Annotated in this window: 14 protein-coding genes; 13 read left to right on the forward strand and 1 reads right to left on the reverse strand. The window is 59.3% G+C overall.

Going from position 1 to position 15,935, the window contains the following annotated elements:
• The first annotated feature begins 103 nt into the window (after nucleotides 1-103).
• From B6A39_RS07100 to cobJ, 9 genes are read left to right on the forward strand one after another with little or no spacing between them, the layout of a single operon-like run.
• Nucleotides 104-1,861, forward strand: coding sequence for an ATP-binding protein (locus tag B6A39_RS07100; protein ID WP_083003127.1), 1,758 nt, complete (start codon nucleotides 104-106; stop codon nucleotides 1,859-1,861).
• The gene (gene cobO / locus B6A39_RS07105) at nucleotides 1,858-2,451 is read left to right on the forward strand and encodes a cob(I)yrinic acid a,c-diamide adenosyltransferase (protein WP_083003130.1); all 594 of its coding nucleotides are present in this window, start codon (nucleotides 1,858-1,860) and stop codon (nucleotides 2,449-2,451) included. Before B6A39_RS07100 ends, cobO begins: the two co-directional genes overlap by 4 nt.
• The gene (locus B6A39_RS07110) at nucleotides 2,451-3,821 is read left to right on the forward strand and encodes a cobyrinate a,c-diamide synthase (RefSeq protein ID WP_083003133.1); all 1,371 of its coding nucleotides are present in this window, start codon (nucleotides 2,451-2,453) and stop codon (nucleotides 3,819-3,821) included. The genes cobO and B6A39_RS07110 overlap by 1 nt, the downstream gene beginning before the upstream one ends.
• Entirely contained in the window at nucleotides 3,808-4,929 is a 1,122-nt protein-coding gene (gene cobW / locus B6A39_RS07115; protein WP_083003136.1) for a cobalamin biosynthesis protein CobW, read from the forward strand. Before B6A39_RS07110 ends, cobW begins: the two co-directional genes overlap by 14 nt.
• Nucleotides 4,929-8,768, forward strand: coding sequence for a cobaltochelatase subunit CobN (cobN, locus tag B6A39_RS07120; protein WP_083003139.1), 3,840 nt, complete (start codon nucleotides 4,929-4,931; stop codon nucleotides 8,766-8,768). The genes cobW and cobN overlap by 1 nt, the downstream gene beginning before the upstream one ends.
• Nucleotides 8,746-9,900, forward strand: coding sequence for a cobalamin biosynthesis protein CobG (locus B6A39_RS07125; RefSeq protein ID WP_083003142.1), 1,155 nt, complete (start codon nucleotides 8,746-8,748; stop codon nucleotides 9,898-9,900). Before cobN ends, B6A39_RS07125 begins: the two co-directional genes overlap by 23 nt.
• Nucleotides 9,884-10,513, forward strand: coding sequence for a precorrin-8X methylmutase (locus tag B6A39_RS07130; protein ID WP_083003145.1), 630 nt, complete (start codon nucleotides 9,884-9,886; stop codon nucleotides 10,511-10,513). The genes B6A39_RS07125 and B6A39_RS07130 overlap by 17 nt, the downstream gene beginning before the upstream one ends.
• Nucleotides 10,510-11,235, forward strand: coding sequence for a precorrin-2 C(20)-methyltransferase (locus tag B6A39_RS07135; protein WP_083003148.1), 726 nt, complete (start codon nucleotides 10,510-10,512; stop codon nucleotides 11,233-11,235). The genes B6A39_RS07130 and B6A39_RS07135 overlap by 4 nt, the downstream gene beginning before the upstream one ends.
• Nucleotides 11,232-11,978, forward strand: coding sequence for a precorrin-3B C(17)-methyltransferase (gene cobJ / locus B6A39_RS07140; protein ID WP_083003152.1), 747 nt, complete (start codon nucleotides 11,232-11,234; stop codon nucleotides 11,976-11,978). Before B6A39_RS07135 ends, cobJ begins: the two co-directional genes overlap by 4 nt.
• Nucleotides 11,979-11,981: 3 nt before the next feature.
• On the opposite strand, the gene B6A39_RS07145 is transcribed toward cobJ, so the two are convergent.
• Entirely contained in the window at nucleotides 11,982-12,719 is a 738-nt protein-coding gene (locus tag B6A39_RS07145) for a cobalt-precorrin-6A reductase (protein WP_083003155.1), read from the reverse strand.
• Between B6A39_RS07145 and cbiE the strand changes: the two genes are divergently transcribed.
• Genes cbiE through cobF form a run of 4 tightly spaced genes read left to right on the forward strand, consistent with a single transcriptional unit; the run spans nucleotide 12,718 to nucleotide 15,897 of the window.
• A complete protein-coding gene (gene cbiE / locus B6A39_RS07150) occupies nucleotides 12,718-13,926 on the forward strand; it encodes a precorrin-6y C5,15-methyltransferase (decarboxylating) subunit CbiE (RefSeq protein WP_083003159.1) in 1,209 nt (402 codons plus the stop codon). The two genes, B6A39_RS07145 and cbiE, sit on opposite strands and share 2 nt — an antisense overlap.
• A complete protein-coding gene (locus B6A39_RS07155; protein ID WP_083003162.1) occupies nucleotides 13,923-14,336 on the forward strand; it encodes a cobalamin biosynthesis protein in 414 nt (137 codons plus the stop codon). The genes cbiE and B6A39_RS07155 overlap by 4 nt, the downstream gene beginning before the upstream one ends.
• Nucleotides 14,333-15,136, forward strand: coding sequence for a precorrin-4 C(11)-methyltransferase (cobM, locus tag B6A39_RS07160; RefSeq protein WP_083003165.1), 804 nt, complete (start codon nucleotides 14,333-14,335; stop codon nucleotides 15,134-15,136). Before B6A39_RS07155 ends, cobM begins: the two co-directional genes overlap by 4 nt.
• On the forward strand, nucleotides 15,133-15,897 hold the full coding sequence (cobF, locus tag B6A39_RS07165; RefSeq protein ID WP_083003168.1) for a precorrin-6A synthase (deacetylating): 765 nt from the start codon (nucleotides 15,133-15,135) through the stop codon (nucleotides 15,895-15,897). Before cobM ends, cobF begins: the two co-directional genes overlap by 4 nt.
• Nucleotides 15,898-15,935: the final 38 nt, after the last annotated feature.

A 15,935-nucleotide genomic window follows, 5' to 3' on the forward strand; every position in this document is an offset into this window, starting at 1 on the left:
AATACTTTATTTCATCGTTTCCTTATGAATGGTTTTATCATTACTTATCAAATCATCATGAATCAAGTTCAAGCTTCGGGCATGCTCTGCATGGGAGGTTCGGTTGAGTGACTTTCCCTTTGTGGGCGTTGTTGGCCAGGAGGCGCTGAAAACTGCCTTGCTGCTAAATGCGATCAATCCGCACATTGGTGGTGTGCTAATCAGCGGCCCACGGGGCAGTGCGAAATCCACTCTGGCGCGGGCGCTGGCAGCGGTTTTGCCAAAAGACAGCAATGGCAAAAAGCCACCCTTTGTCACTCTGCCACTTGGTGCCAGCGAAGACCGGCTAGTGGGAAGTCTAGATTTGCAAAAGGTGCTAGCCGAGCGTGAAGCCACCTTTCATGAAGGGCTCCTCGCCAAAGCCCATGGCGGGGTGTTGTATGTCGATGAAGTCAATCTGCTGCCAGATATGCTGATTGACCTGCTGCTGGACGTGGCCGCTAGCGGGGTCAATATCGTTGAGCGCGATGGCATCAGTCACTCCCACCCGGCGCGCTTTAGCTTGATTGGCACCATGAACCCAGACGAGGGCGAGCTGCGCCCGCAGCTGCTTGACCGTTTTGGGCTCTGTATTGAACAGGCTGACCGCGTCAGCGTTAAACAGCGCATTGCTATTGTTCAGCAGCGCGAAGCCTTTGACCGCGACCCTGAGGCTTACATAAAACAGTTTGCAGTAGAGCAGGCAGCGCTGACTCAGCAGCTTCGCCATGCCCAGCAGGCGCTAGCCTCAGTGACCAGCGATAGCTGGGTTTACGAGACGATTGCGACGCGCTGCGAAGCCGCCGGCGTTGAAGGCCTGCGGGCCGATGTTACCTGGCACCGAGCAGCCCAGGCTCATGCAGCCTGGCGGGGGGCGAAAAGCGTCAGCCAAGAAGATATCGATACGGTAGCGCCCTGGGTACTTGCCCATCGGCGGACGCTTTCATCAGACCCTCAACCACCTAATGAGCCGTCTGGGGGCGCAGCAGATAATCAACCAAGCGATTCCCGAGACGGCCTAACTGGACAAGGCGGGCAAGGCTCTGCAGGACAAGGCTCTTCAGGACAGTGGGGCGCTATGCCGCCTATGGCACAGGCGTCTATTCACCAGCCAGCGGTTAATCTGCCTGAGAGCAATACCTTTTCCCCGCGTGCGCAACATGCCGATACAGTGGCTAGCACAGGCAAAGGAAGTGTCTCCGGTCGAGGGCGCTCTCAGGCGGAAACCTCACGGCTAGACGGGTTCGCGACGCTGATTGCCAATCGTGGCCAGTGGCCTTGGCGGCAGTTAAAAATGCGCAAATCTCGCGCAGGGCAGGCGATAGCCCATCTGGTGCTACTGGATACCTCTGGTTCCACCTTGGGGCAGCGTCTGTTAGGTCAAGCCAAAGGGCTGGTTGAGTCACTGGTCACCCAAGCCTACGCTGCGCGGGAGCAGGTCGCGGTGCTGGGGTTTGGTAATGGTGGCGTGGTGTCGATACTCTCACGTCGTCGTGCTCCCAAAAACGTGCAAGGCACGCTTGACAGTGCCAAGGGCGGCGGTGGCACACCGCTGCGGGAAGCGATTATTGAAGCCAAACGGCTAATTCAACAGTGGCAGCGCCGCGAGCCCGGCTTAAAAGTGCGAACTTATCTGATTACCGATGGCCGCACACGGGAATCTGTTGACGACCTCGCCCCGTTAGGTGACTGCCTGCTGATCGATACCGAGCAATCGAGAGTTAAACGCGGGCAGGGCGTACGCATCGCCCAGCAACTTGGCGCTCGTTATTGGCCAGCCTCGTTTGGCAAACCATCTTTGGCACCTTCTGTTTTTGCACATCAACCTGGGGAAAGCCCATGAGTGACGCTAGCCATTTAAACCGCATGCAGCGCAAAAAAGACGTGGTCGATGAGCGTATTAGCCGCGCCACTGAAGAGCGTGGCGTGCTGATTCTGCTTAAAGGCAACGGCAAGGGCAAAAGCAGCTCGGCCTTTGGCACCATGGCGCGTTCACTGGGGCACGGTCAGCAGTGCGCGGTCATTCAGTTTATTAAAGGCCGCCGTGAAACCGGCGAATACCTGTTCTTTCGCGATCATCCCAAGCTTGATTGGCACATCATGGGCCACGGCTTTACCTGGGAAACCCAGAATCGCGAGCGAGACATCGAAGCCGCAGAGGCCGCCTGGGCAGTCGCCAAAGGACTGCTGGAGAACCCCGCTTATCATATGATCGTGCTGGACGAGATGAGCTATATGTTCAAGTACGGTTATCTCGACCCCGAGCCAGTGGTGGAAGCGCTCAAACGTCGCCCGATGCACCAGAACGTCATCATTACTGGTCGCACTATGGCCACGCCGCTGCAGGAAATCGCCGATACCATTAGCGTTGTTCAAGATGAGCGCCATGCTTTCCGCGGCGGCGTCAAAGCTCAGGCGGGGATCGAATACTAATGCGCATGCCAACCGCTAGCTGCCCCGCGCTGTTTATCGCTGCCCCGGCTTCCGGCCAGGGTAAAACCACCGTGACAGCGGGCTTGGCGCGGCTGCTGCGCAATCAGGGCAAGGTGGTGCGGGTGTTTAAAACTGGCCCTGATTATCTGGACCCGCAGATATTGGCTCAGGCATCAGGTCAACCGGTAGATCAGTTAGATCTATGGATGGCAGGCGAAGCTTACTGCCGCCAACGTTTTTATGACGCCGCCTGTGACGCGGATTTGATTCTCGTCGAAGGTGCCATGGGGCTGTTTGACGGCGAGCCCTCCAGCGCTGACTTGGCGGCCTTGTTCGCTATTCCCATGGCAATTGTCATGGATGTAAAAGGCATGGCCCAGACCGCTGCCGCGCTGGTGTCAGGGCTTGCCAGCTTTCGTGATGACATCCATATCGCCGGATTAATCGCCAACGCCTGCGGCTCGCAGCGTCATCGTGAGTTGATTGAGTCAGCGCTGCCGTCGGCGATTCCTTTGCTGGCCGCTGTGCCACGAGACCCTGATTTAGCGCTCCCCGAACGCCATCTTGGGCTGGTGCAAGCAGCGGAGATTCGCGAGGATTTAGAGGCACGCTTTGAAGCCGGTGCTAAAGCGCTGGAAGCCGCCGGGCTGCTGGACGCGCTCGCGGCGCTTTCACCCGTGACCTTTACCGCACCGCAAGAGCAGCTTGCGGCCGTTAAGCCGTTGCTCAAAAGCCATACCATTGGCGTGGCCCGTGACGCCGCCTTCAGCTTCGTCTATCAGGCCAACCTTGATCTGCTGGAGCAGATGGGTGCCACGCTGCGCTTCTTCTCGCCGCTGACGGATAACCGCCTGCCCGAATGCGATGCGCTGTGGCTGCCGGGAGGCTACCCGGAGCTTCACGCCCAGCAACTGGCAGGTAACAGCGCCATGCGTTCGGCCATTGAGGCTTTCTATCGCGCCGACAAGCCTATTCTGGCCGAGTGTGGCGGGCTGCTGTACTGCCTGGAAAGCCTGACTGACTACGACGATATCATCTACCCCATGCTCGGCTTGCTGCCTGGGCAGGGGGCGATGCGCGGTCGGCGCGGCTGTCAGGGGATGCAAACTGCCGAATTGCCGGAAGGCCCGGTTCGTGGCCATGCGCACCACCGCTCTATGTCGGAAGGCACTCCCGAGCCGATTGCTCACGGCCGCCGTCAGCGTCACCCCGCACCGGGGGAAGCGATTTACCGTCAAAAGCGCTTAACAGCGACCTATTTACATCTGTTTTTCCCCAACAATCCTGACGCTGTGGCGAGGCTTTTTTCCGCCAGCCCGGCGCACTGCGAACTGCAGCACAGCGAGGCATTTACCCATGCAGCCCAATAACGTACAGCTGAATAAGATTCCCGCCACGGTCGTGACTGGTTTTCTCGGCAGCGGCAAAACCACGCTGCTGGCCAATATTCTGCGCCAAGTGACCGGCAAGCGGATCGCCGTGATCGTCAATGAGTTCGGCGAGCAGGATATTGATTCCAGCCTGCTGCGCAGCTGTGCGCTGGGGTGTGAAGAGGGTAGCGAAGGCGGGCAGCTAGACGGGGAAGACGGCAGCATCTATGAGCTGGCCAATGGCTGTATCTGCTGCACCGTGGAAGAAGAGTTTCTACCGGTGATGAAAAAGCTGGTCGCCCGCCGCAATGATATCGACCACATTCTGATTGAAACCAGCGGTCTGGCACTGCCTAAGCCGCTGGTGCAGGCGTTTAACTGGCCGGATGTACGCCAGCACTGCACCGTCGATGCGATTATTACCGTGATTGATGGCCCTGCAGTGGCCGCCGGCCGTTATGCCAGCGATGTGGATAAGGTCGAAGCCCAGCGTCGTGCTGATGAAAGCCTGGATCACGACCCCAGCCTGCGAGAGCTGCTTGATGACCAGCTAAGCGCGGCGGATTTGGTGCTGGTCAGCAAGGCGGACCTGCTTAGCCCGGAAGAGCGCACGCAGGTTGAAGCGGTGATTCAGTCACGGGTGAGCGAATCGGTAAAAACGCTGTTTATCGATCAGACCCAGACCACCGACACTGCCCAGTTGGAAGCGCTGATGGGCATTGGCGCGGCCAGCGAAGAGCATATTGACAGCATCACCAATCACCACGATAAGCACCACGCTGAAGGCGCGCATCACGACCACGCCCACGATAACTTTGATTCCTGCGTGATTACCCTGGGTGAAGTGGATGGCGACGCCCTGGCCAGCAAGCTGCAGCAGCTGTTGAAAAGCCACGAGATTTACCGCGCCAAAGGCTTTGCCGCGATTCCCGGCAAACCCATGCGCCGGGTTATTCAGGCGGTTGGCGAGCGTTTGGAAGGTTACTTCGACCGGCTTTGGAGCCAGGACGAGACGCGCCAGACCCAGCTGGTCATTATTGGCAAATCGCTGGATAGCGCCGCGCTACGTGAAGCGCTAGTGGAAGCAGAGGTTCAAACGGCTAGCTAATGCACTTATTTGCCGCCAAGCCCGGGGGCTTTGTCGATGATGAAGGCATTATCGACCTGCAACAGAGCCCCGCCGAGGTCGTGATACTCTCCGCCGCCGATAGTAATCTGTCGGCGCTGGCCCAGGCGGTTGATCGCCTGGGAGAAGCCTACCCCTCGGTACGGCTAGCCAACTGGATGAATTTGGTAAAACCGGCGGCCTATGATCTCTATGAAGATCGGGTGCTGGAAAAGGCTCAACTGGTCATCGTCTCGCTGCTGGGCGGTAAAGCCTACTGGCAGTATGGTCATGAGCGCCTGCTCGACTGGGCGGCAGCCAAACCCGAACGCCAGCTGATTTTGGTGCCGGGTTGCGACGCACCGGATGATGCCTTGTTGGAAGATTCCACCATCGCCTTTGATGGCGCTTACCGGGTGTGGCGCTATTTAAGAGAGGGCGGTGTGGATAACGCCGAGCAGTTGCTGCGCTTTATTGCCAGCGAATGTTTATCGCTTTCTCTGGCTTGGCAGGAGCCGAAAGTTATTCCGGCCGCGGTAATCTATGCACCGCAAGACCAGCAGGCGTCAAGCCTAAGCGAGTGGCGTGATCGTCAGGTGCCAGGGCGGCCGGTGTGCCTGCTGCTGTTTTATCGCAGCCACTTGCAGGGGGCGAATACCGCTGTACCCGACGGGTTGCTGGCAGCGCTCAGAGAAAAAGGGCTAGAGCCGCTAGCGGTGGCCGTGGCCTCCTTGAAAGAGGGGCCATGCATTGATTTTATCAACCACCTGATTGAGCAAACCGGCGCCATGCTGGTAATTAATACCACCAGCTTTGCGGTCAATCGCAACGCCGACGGCCTGGATGCTCTGGGTGAAAAGCTACCCGACAGCCTGTTTGTGGGGCGTCCGGTAGTGCTCCAGGCGATTCTTGCCAGCAGCACCAGTGAAGACTGGCAGGACATGGCCGCCGGGCTGCATAGTCGCGATGTGGCCATGCAGGTAGTGCTCCCCGAAATGGATGGTCGCATTATCACTAGGGCAGTGGGGTTTAAAGCCGAAGCCCACTATAACCCGCGCTGCCAGCTGGCAGTGACCCACCACGTGATTCATCCAGAACGAGCCGCCTTTGTGGCCGAGCTGGCGCGGCGCATCTGTTCGCTACGGCTAATCCCCAATGGGCAGAAGCGTATTGCGCTGATTATGGCTAACTACCCCAATCGCGATGGCCGGATCGGTAACGGGGTCGGGCTGGATACCCCAGCATCGACGCTGCAGATTCTCAGCGCTCTGAAAGGGGCGGGTTATCCGCTCAGCGAGCTGCCGGAAAATGGCGATGGGTTGATCCGCCAGCTTCAGGGCGCGGTGACCAACGATCACGGAAGCCTCGACCAGCGCGCCTGCTGGCAGAGCATCAGCGTTGATGATTACCTTGCTTGGTTTAAAACCTTGCCCAGCGAGCTGCAAGAAACCGTATGGACGCGTTGGGGGGCGCCTCACGAAGACCCCAAATGCCGCCAGGGACGTTTGATGATCGCGGGTGTTCGACTGGGAGAGACCTTCGTGGGTATTCAGCCGGAACGCGACTTTATCGACGATCTCACCCAGTCCTATCATGATATGGAGCTGGTGCCGCCCCACAGCTATCTGGCGTTTTACTACTGGCTGCGCGAGCACTATCAAGTCGACGCGGTTATTCACGTGGGCAAGCATGGCAACTTAGAGTGGCTGCCGGGTAAAAGCATCGCCTTGAGCGCGGACTGCTGGCCGGATATTGCCCTGGGGCCGCTGCCGCACTTTTATCCGTTTATTGTTAATGACCCCGGCGAGGGTGCCCAGGCCAAGCGCCGCAGTCAGGCGGTCATTATCGACCACCTGATGCCGCCGCTAGCGCGGGCCGAACTCTACGGCGCTATGGCTGAGCTTGAAGCGCTATGTGATGAGTATTACCAAGCGCTGGATATGGATCCGCGCCGGGAAGCGCTGATTCGCAGCCAGATTCTCGCCCACCTGCGTGATACCGGCATCGATCAGGAGCTGGCGCACGCCGTCGACGGTTGTGAAAACAGTGCTGATGATGCCGACATTCTCAACGAGCTGGATACCTTTCTGTGCGATATCAAAGAGTCGCAGATTCGCCATGGCCTGCACATACTCGGCACGCTGCCGCCGCAAGAGAAGCGGGCGGGGACATTGGTAGCGCTGCTACGGCTACCCCGTGGTGAAGCGGTGGCCAGCCGCGGCCTGCTGCACAATCTAGCGAGTGATTTAGGGTTGGATTTTGATCCGTTAGCCGCTGGCAACGAACCTTGGCAGAAGCCTAAGCCCGTTGTTCTAAGGGAGCTGCTGGATACCCCTTGGCGCACCGGCGCGGATACCCGCGAGCGCCTGGAACTGCTGGCCGAGCGTTGGGTGGCCGACTACGTGTTAGCCCCTGGTTGCCTGAAGGAACTGGCCCAAGATTACCCCAATACGGCGGAGCAACTGCGCTATGCCCGCGAGCAGCTATGGGTCGCCATGCAGCGCGGCGTGAAGATGGAAATTCAGTCGCTGCTCGACGGCCTAGAAGGTATCTTCGTTCCCGCTGGGCCTAGCGGCGCGCCCAGCCGAGGGCGGCTGGATACGCTGCCCACCGGGCGTAACTTTTTCAGCGTCGATAACCGCTCGATTCCATCGCCCGCCGCCTGGACGCTGGGGGAAAAATCCGCCCAGGCGTTTGTCGAGCGCTACCTGCAGGATAACGGCGACTATCCGCGCCGTTTGGGGCTTTCGATTTGGGGTACCGCCACCATGCGCACTGGTGGTGATGACATCGCTCAGGCCTTCGCGCTGATGGGCGTGCGTCCTAAGTGGTCGCTGGGCTCCCAGCGGGTGACTGATTTTGAAGTGATCCCCTCGATGCTGCTCAATCGCCCACGGGTAGATGTCACTCTGCGGGTATCCGGGTTCTTCCGCGACGCCTTCCCCAATGTGATCCGCCTATTTGATGCCGCCGTGCAGGCGGTGGCCAGTTATGAAGAGCCGGGTAACAGCAACACCATCCGCGAGGCGGTGCTTGCTCGCCAGCAAGCACTGGAAGACCAAGGGCTAAGCCCAGAGATGGCCGCCCAAGAGGCAAGTTACCGTATCTTCGGCAGCAAACCCGGCGAATATGGCGCGGGCTTAAACCGCCTGATAGAAAACCGCTCTTGGGACAGCGCCGACGATTTAGCCGAGGCCTACATGGATACAGGTGCCTACGCCTACGGCCAGTTTGAGGCTTCCGGCACTGCTGCGCGGGCGGCGTTCGAGCAGCAGCTCCAAGGGCTGGATGCGGTGATGCAGAACCAGGATAATCGCGAGCACGATATTCTTGATTCCAACAGCTATTACGCTTTTCAGGGTGGCATGGCCAACGCAACGCGCTCGCTAAGCGGAAAAGCACCGACTATTTATCACGCCGACCACGCCAATCCCGCTGTGCCCAAGATTCGTACCTTGAAAGAGGAGCTGGCGCGGGTGATTCGCTCGCGCGTGTTGAATCCCAAGTGGATCAATGCCATGCGCGAGCACGGCTATAAAGGCGCTTTTGAGATGGCTGCTACGGTGGACTACCTGTTTGCTTACGATGCCACCACCGATCTAGTCGCCGACTACCAGTACGCCCAGGTGAGTGATGCCCTGGTGCTCGACGCCGCTAATCAACAGTTTCTGCGTGAGCACAACCCCGCGGCTTTAGAAGAGATGGCGGAACGCTTACTTGAAGCCGCCCAGCGAGGCATGTGGCAAGCCCCCGGCGAACATGGCCAGGCGCTACAAGACTTGCTGCTGGAAATGGATGAAGCCAAAGAGGCGGGGCATTATGACCACCATCCCGCGCATTAAAGGCTGGTGCCCCGGCGCGTGGCGACCCATGGCTACTGGCGATGGCCTGTTGGTGCGTGTACGCCCACCGCTGGGCCAGCTTTCACGGCAACAGGTAGTGGCACTGTGTGAAGCCGCTGAGACCTTCGGCAGCGGTTTAATCGAGCTAACCAGCCGGGCCAATATTCAGCTGCGCGGGGTCACCGACGCCAGTTGGCCGCCGCTGATGGCGTTTCTGGTTGAGCATCAGCTGGTGAGCGACGACCCGCAGGTAGAACGCCAGCCGCAACTGATGCTGGCACCTGCTTGGCAAGTGGGCGATGACACTCATACCATTGCCCGCCTGCTGCAAACGCGGGGCAGCGAATTAGCCACCATGCCCGGTAAGATCGGCATCGCCATTGATACGGGAAAAGCACCAGTGCTGTGCGATAGCGCCGCTGATTTTCGTGTTGAGCGCTCGGTGGAAGGCAGTTTGATAGTACGCGCCGATGGCTATGAGTGTGGCACGGCGGTGAACGAGTCCGAAGCCGCCGTTGAGCAGTTAATACGCCTGACCCACTGGTTTGTGGACAGCGGCGGTTGGGAGTCTGGGCGCATGCGGCGGCACACAGCACCGCTGCCCGACTGGGCACCTGCGGATACTGCCCCCGCATCCCCTGGCGAGAAGCTGGCGCTGGGCAAACATAGCGAAGGCCGGGTGGTGGGGCTTCCCTTTGGGCGGGTAGCGGTTAATACGTTGCGCGCTGCTGTATCGCCAATAAATGTCAGTGCCTTGCAGGTCACGCCTTGGCGGCGCTTGCTGGTGAAGAGCGGCGATACACTACCAGCGGTTGACGGCTTAATCCGTCATAATAGCGACCCGCGGCTAGCAATGGATGCCTGCCCCGGTGCACCCTTTTGCGAACAGGCGAGTGTTTCCACCCAGCCGCTTGCTGAACGGCTAAGTGGCTGGGTGGAAGCAAGCGTACACATATCCGGGTGTGCCAAAGGCTGTGCCCGCCAACGGCCAGCAGCGCTGTGCCTAACCGGCCGCGAAGGGCGCTTTGACGTGATTGTTAACGGTCGCGCCGATAGCACACCGAAGGCCACCGGCCTTAGTGAATCTGACGTTTTACACTATTTGGAGAGTTTGGGTGCCTCACGTTTATGAAACACACGGACCGGCGATTTACCGGCAGTCGTTTGCGATTATTCGCAATGAAGCTGAGCTTGATCGCTTTTCAGCGGAAGAAGAAACGGTTGCGGTACGTATGATTCACGCCGCTGGGCTGGTGGAGCTGGCGGCGCATATTCATTTTCAGAATGACGTGGTCAATCGAGCGCGTTCAGCGTTAGAACAGGGCGCACCGATTCTTTGCGATGCTCGGATGGTTTCCGAAGGCATTACCCGCAAACGGCTGCCCGCTAATAACGACATCATCTGCACCCTTAATGATGAACGCACCCCTGGCCTTGCCCAGGAAATGGCCAATACCCGTTCAGCGGCAGCGCTAGAACTGTGGCGGCCGCACTTGGAAGGCGCGGTCGTCGCCATTGGCAACGCGCCCACCGCGCTGTTTCATCTGCTCAATATGCTCGAAGATCCAGACTGCCCGCGCCCGGCGGCCATTATTGGCTGCCCAGTCGGCTTTGTCGGCGCGGCGGAATCCAAAGAAGCGCTGTTGGCTAACCCCGCGCTGCCCAGCTGTATCGTGCGTGGCCGCCTGGGTGGTAGCGCCGTCACGGTAGCGGCCATCAACGCCATGGCGGATTGTATCGAATGACCCAAGGAACCATTTACGGAGTGGGTTTAGGGCCCGGCAGCCAAGACCTAATGAGTATGCGTGCCGACCGCTTGATACGCGGCGCGACCCATGTGGCCTATTTTCGTAAAAAGGGCCGCTGCGGACATGCGCGCACCATTGTGGAAGGCCTGGTCGCCCCAGGCACAACCGAGCTGCCAATGGAGTATCCGGTCACCACGGAAATTCCGTTTGATGACCCTCGCTACAATGAACTGCTGTCGGCCTTTTACGAACGCAGCGTGGCCCAACTGATCGAGATGGCAGAGGCCGGCTGCGATGTAGTAGTGCTTTGCGAAGGCGACCCGTTTTTCTACGGCTCCTTTATGCACCTCTACACGCGGCTGCTGAATCGCGTGCCGGTCTCAGTGGTGCCGGGGATTACCGGCATGTCGGCGGCCTGGACGGCCACCGGGCAACCGATCACCTGGGGCGATGACATCATGACGGTGCTGATGGCCACGCTGCCGGAAGAGACGCTGGCCGAGCGCATCGCCCAAACCGATGCACTGGTGGTGATGAAAATTGGCCGCAACCTGGCCAAGCTGCGCAGAGCGCTGACGCATGCTGGCCGTGAAGGCGAGGCGTGGTTGATCGAGTACGCCGCCATGACCCAGCAGCGTGTGCTGCCACTGAGTGAGGTTGGCGAAAGCGTGCCTTACTTCTCGATTGTGCTGATCCATGGCAACGGGAGGCGTCCATGAGCGGTTGGCTGAAAATCGTCGGCCTAGGGCCGGGTGCCGACGCCATGATTACCCCGGAGGTTTCGGCTGCGCTGCTGGAAGCCACCGATGTGGTGGGCTATGTGCCCTACGTTAATCGCGTGGCACCTAGGGCTGGATTAGTCCGCCATGGTTCTGATAACCGCGAAGAAATTCGCCGGGCAGAGCAGGCGCTACAACTGGCGTTTGAGGGCCACCGGGTAGTGGTTGTCTCCTCTGGCGACCCTGGCGTATTCGCCATGGCCGCTGCGGTATTCGAAGCCTTGGAGGCGGGCGATGCCCAGTGGCGCACGCTGGATATTCAGGTACTGCCGGGTATTTCTGCCATGCTGGCCGCCAGCGCAAGCGTCGGCGCACCGCTGGGGCACGACTTCTGCTGCATTAATCTATCCGACAACCTCAAACCCTGGGCGCTGATTGAGAAGCGCCTGCGCTTGGCTGCCGAGGCCGACTTCGCCATGGCGTTTTACAATCCGCGCTCCAAGGCACGGCCAGCGGGGTTTGAACGAACGCTAGAGGTACTGCGGGAAGCCTGCGGGCCGGATCGATTGATAATCTTCGCCCGCGCGGTTTCGACCCCGGAAGAATCAATTCGCGTCACCACATTAGAGCAAGCGACGCCGGATATGGCTGATATGCGCACGCTGGTCATCGTTGGTTCCCAGCAAACCCGCTTGATTGAACGCAGTGGCGTGCCGCTGGTTTACACGCCGCGTTCGGCGTGATGATTAATCGTGGTCACTAAGCCAGCTAAACACGTCATTGATACGATGAACTTCATGGCGTGGCGGTAGTGCTGGCCGCTCGATCATCACGATGGGTAGGCCGAGCATTCTCGCCGCGGTGAGTTTGGACGACGCACCTTCGCCGCCAGCGTTTTTGCACACGATGCGTTGGATGCGCTGATTCTCCAGCAGGGCGAGATCGCCTTCCAGCGTAAACGGGCCTCTATCAATCACACTGCTAACATCCGGCAGTGGCAACGGGCTGGTCGGCGGGTCAACTAAACGCAGCACGTAATGGTGCTGAGACTGGTCGGCAAAGGCGCTAAGGTGCATTCGCCCAATCGCAAGCAGCACCCGTTGGGGCGGGCCAGCCAAGGCGTTAACGGCCTCATCAATACTTGCCACGCTTTGCCATTGGTCGCCGGTAACAGGCTGCCAGGCAGGCCGGGTAAAAGCGGTGGCCTTTACACCGCACTGTGCCGCCGCGGCTAATACGTTGCTGCTCATTTGTGCGGCAAACGGGTGGGTGGCATCAACAATATGGGTAATGCGTTCCTGGGCTAAAAACGTGACCAGCCCATTAACGCCGCCAAAGCCGCCAATGCGGGTCGGCAGTGGCTGGGGTTTAGGCGTGTTAACGCGCCCTGCATAGCTAAAAATGGCGGGAATGCCACGCTTGGCAACAGCGCTAGCCAGGGCGCTGGCCTCGCTGGTTCCCCCGAGAATTAGGATTTTGATCATGGCTGAGGTTAACAACGCTCCCTGGCTTACCCTTTTAGGCTGGGGAGAGGGTGGCACACAGGGGCTGACAGCGGCAAGCCGACAGGCATTGGAAAGTGCCGAGGTAGTGTTCGGCGCACGCCGCCACCTGCGCCTTTTACCGCCGCTAAACGCCGAGGTGATTGAGTGGCCAGTGCCCTTTGCCGATGGCATTGCTAAGCTGCTAAATCAGCGCGGCCGCCGGGTGGTGATGCTGGTCTCAAACGACCCGTTTTGGTTTGGGGCGGGTACTACATTAGCGCAGCATCTCAGTGCAAACGAGTGGCAGGCACTGCCAGCCCCTTCCACCTTTAGCCTGGCGGCTGCACGTTTGGGCTGGCCGTTGGAGCGTTGCACTTGCCTGGGTTTGCACGCCAAACCGCTAACGCGCATTCGGCCTTACCTGCATGTTGGTAGACGCTTGCTGGTGTTGATAAGAGACGGCGAGGCGGTGACCGAGCTGGCGGCGCTGGTAAATAGGCTTGGCTTTGGAGATACCCAGCTAACACTGCTGGAATCTTTGGGTGGTGATAACGAGCGCATTCGCCATTGTCGTGTCGACGCCAGCTTGCCCGACGACATTGCCCACCCGGTGGCGGTAGGGCTGGAAGTCGCCGGTAATGGCCCCGCCTTGCCGCTGACGCCCGGCCTGCCGGATCATTTTTTTGACCACGACGGCCAGATTACCAAACAGACCATTCGCGCCATCACCCTGGCGGCCCTTGCCCCCATGCCCGGCGAGCGGCTGTGGGATATCGGTACCGGTTCGGGTTCTGTTGCCATTGAGTGGCTGCTCACCCATACGGATAATCAGGCGGTGGGCTTTGAGCAAAACGCTGAACGGGCAGCGCGAGCACGCAGCAACGCAAACAACCTGGGTGTTGACTGGCTAGAAGTAAAACAGGGCCGCGCGCCTGACGTACTCAACGATACGACGCTACCCGATGCGGTATTTATCGGCGGTGGGTTATCCCAAGCGCTGTTAGACGACTTATGGCAGCGCCTGCCCATGGGCGTGCGTATCGTTGCCAATGCCGTCACTCTGGAATCCGAAGCGCTGCTGGCGCACTGGCACCAGCAGGTAGGTGGCGAACTGCTGCGTTTAGAGCTTGCCAACGCCGCCCCCATCGGTACACGACGGGGCTGGAAAGCCAGCTATCCGATTGTTCAGTGGCGGGGCATTCGATGAAGCCATCGGCATTGAGAATTGCAGGGTTTGGTTTTCGCCGCGAAGCCACGCTTGAATCACTTATTCAAGCGTTAGATCAGCTTATTGATCAGTACGCTGCTGTCTACAAGTACGGCCTTATCAACCGGCTGGCGGCGGCGCGTTCTATGTTGCCGTTGGTAGAAGAGCTAGGCCGGCTGCGCAATATTGAAGTCATCGCCGTAGCGGATGCCGAGCTATCAACAGTGACAACGCTTACCCATTCAAACCAGAGTATGCAGGCGCGCGGCACAGGCAGCGTTGCCGAAGCCGCGGCGCTATTAGCCGCAGGCCCGAATGCGAGATTAGTGGGGCCACGGATAATTTCAGTAGATCGGCGGGCCACTGCCGCCCTGGCGTTGTTAGAAGTACCAGAAGGAGCCACCGAATGACCGTACACTTCATTGGCGCAGGCCCTGGCGCGCCGGATCTGCTTACCTTACGCGGGCGGGATTTAATCGCCGCCTGCCCGGTGTGCCTGTATGCGGGCTCTTTAGTGCCGGAGCAGATTCTGGAACACTGCCCGGCGGGGGCAAGGGTGATCAACACCGCGCCGCTCTCGCTGGATGAGATCATGCAGGAGATCAGCCGCGCCCACGCCGAAGGCCAGGATGTGGCCAGACTGCATTCGGGGGATCTCTCGGTATGGTCGGCCATGGGCGAGCAACTGCGTCGCCTGCGCGAGCTGAATATCCCCTACAGCATTACCCCAGGCGTGCCATCCTTTGCGGCAGCGGCGGCAACCTTGGGTCAGGAACTGACGCTACCCGGCGTGGCTCAGTCGGTAGTGCTCACCCGTACATCGGGGCGTGCCAGCGCTATGCCCAGTAACGAGACGCTTGCCAATTTCGCCCGCACTGGGGCAACGCTGGCCATTCACCTCTCCATCCATAACCTTTCCCAGGTAGTCGAAAGCCTGACGCCTTACTACGGCGCGCAGTGCCCGGTGGCGATTGTGTGGCGGGCAAGCTGGCCCGATGAGCGAGTGGTGCGGGGGCGGTTGGATACTATAGAAGAGCTGATCGATGATTCCATGCAGCGCACCGCATTGATCCTGGTGGGACCAGTGCTTGAAAGCGATGACTTCCAGGAGAGCAGCCTTTACGCGGTAGGCTACGACCGCCGTTTTCGCCCCCAGTCGGCGGATTCGCCTTTTGCCACGGCAAGCCAAGACCAAGAGAGCGACTCATGATCACGCTATCGCTAATAGGCATCGGCACCGGCAACCTTGATCACGTCACCCTGGCCGCCGTGCGCGCCCTCAATAGCGCCGACCTGATTCTTCTGCCTCGCAAAGGCGAGGCCAAGTCGGATTTGATCGACCTGCGCCGCTTACTCTGCGAACGCCTGTTAGAAGAACCAGTGACCACCAAGATCGTCGAGTTCGATCTTCCCAGTCGCGATGATCATAATGATTACCTTGGCGCGGTAGACGACTGGCACGCTGCGATTGCCAGCGTTTGGGCGCAATTGATGGATGAACATCTCCCCAATGGCGGTCGGGTCGGCATGCTGGTGTGGGGCGACCCTTCGCTTTACGACAGCAGCCTGCGCATTACCCAGCGCTTAAGCGCTGCGGGCAAGCAGGTTGATGTAGAAGTGGTGCCAGGCATCACCAGCCTGCAGGTGCTCGCCGCGGAACATAAAATTCCCCTCAATGCCCTCGCCGAGCCAGTACAAATCACCACCGGCCGCCGCCTGCGCGAGCGCGGCTGGCCAAATGATGCTGCCACGGTAGCCGTAATGCTGGATAGCGGCGGGGCGTTTACCACGCTGCCGTTTGACGACACCTACATCTGGTGGGGCGCCTACCTGGGCATGGATAAACAGTGCTTAATCAAAGGCTGGCTAAGCGAGGTCAGCGAGCAAATCATCCAGCGCCGCGCAGAACTACGCGACACCCACGGCTGGATTATGGATATTTACCTGCTCGCCAAGCAGCCGGAAAAATAAACCCAGGTATGAATATGGAATATTTTTCCATAAAATAC

Origin of the sequence: Halomonas sp. GT, from assembly GCF_002082565.1 — a bacterium.
In the GTDB taxonomy this organism is placed as follows: domain Bacteria; phylum Pseudomonadota; class Gammaproteobacteria; order Pseudomonadales; family Halomonadaceae; genus Vreelandella.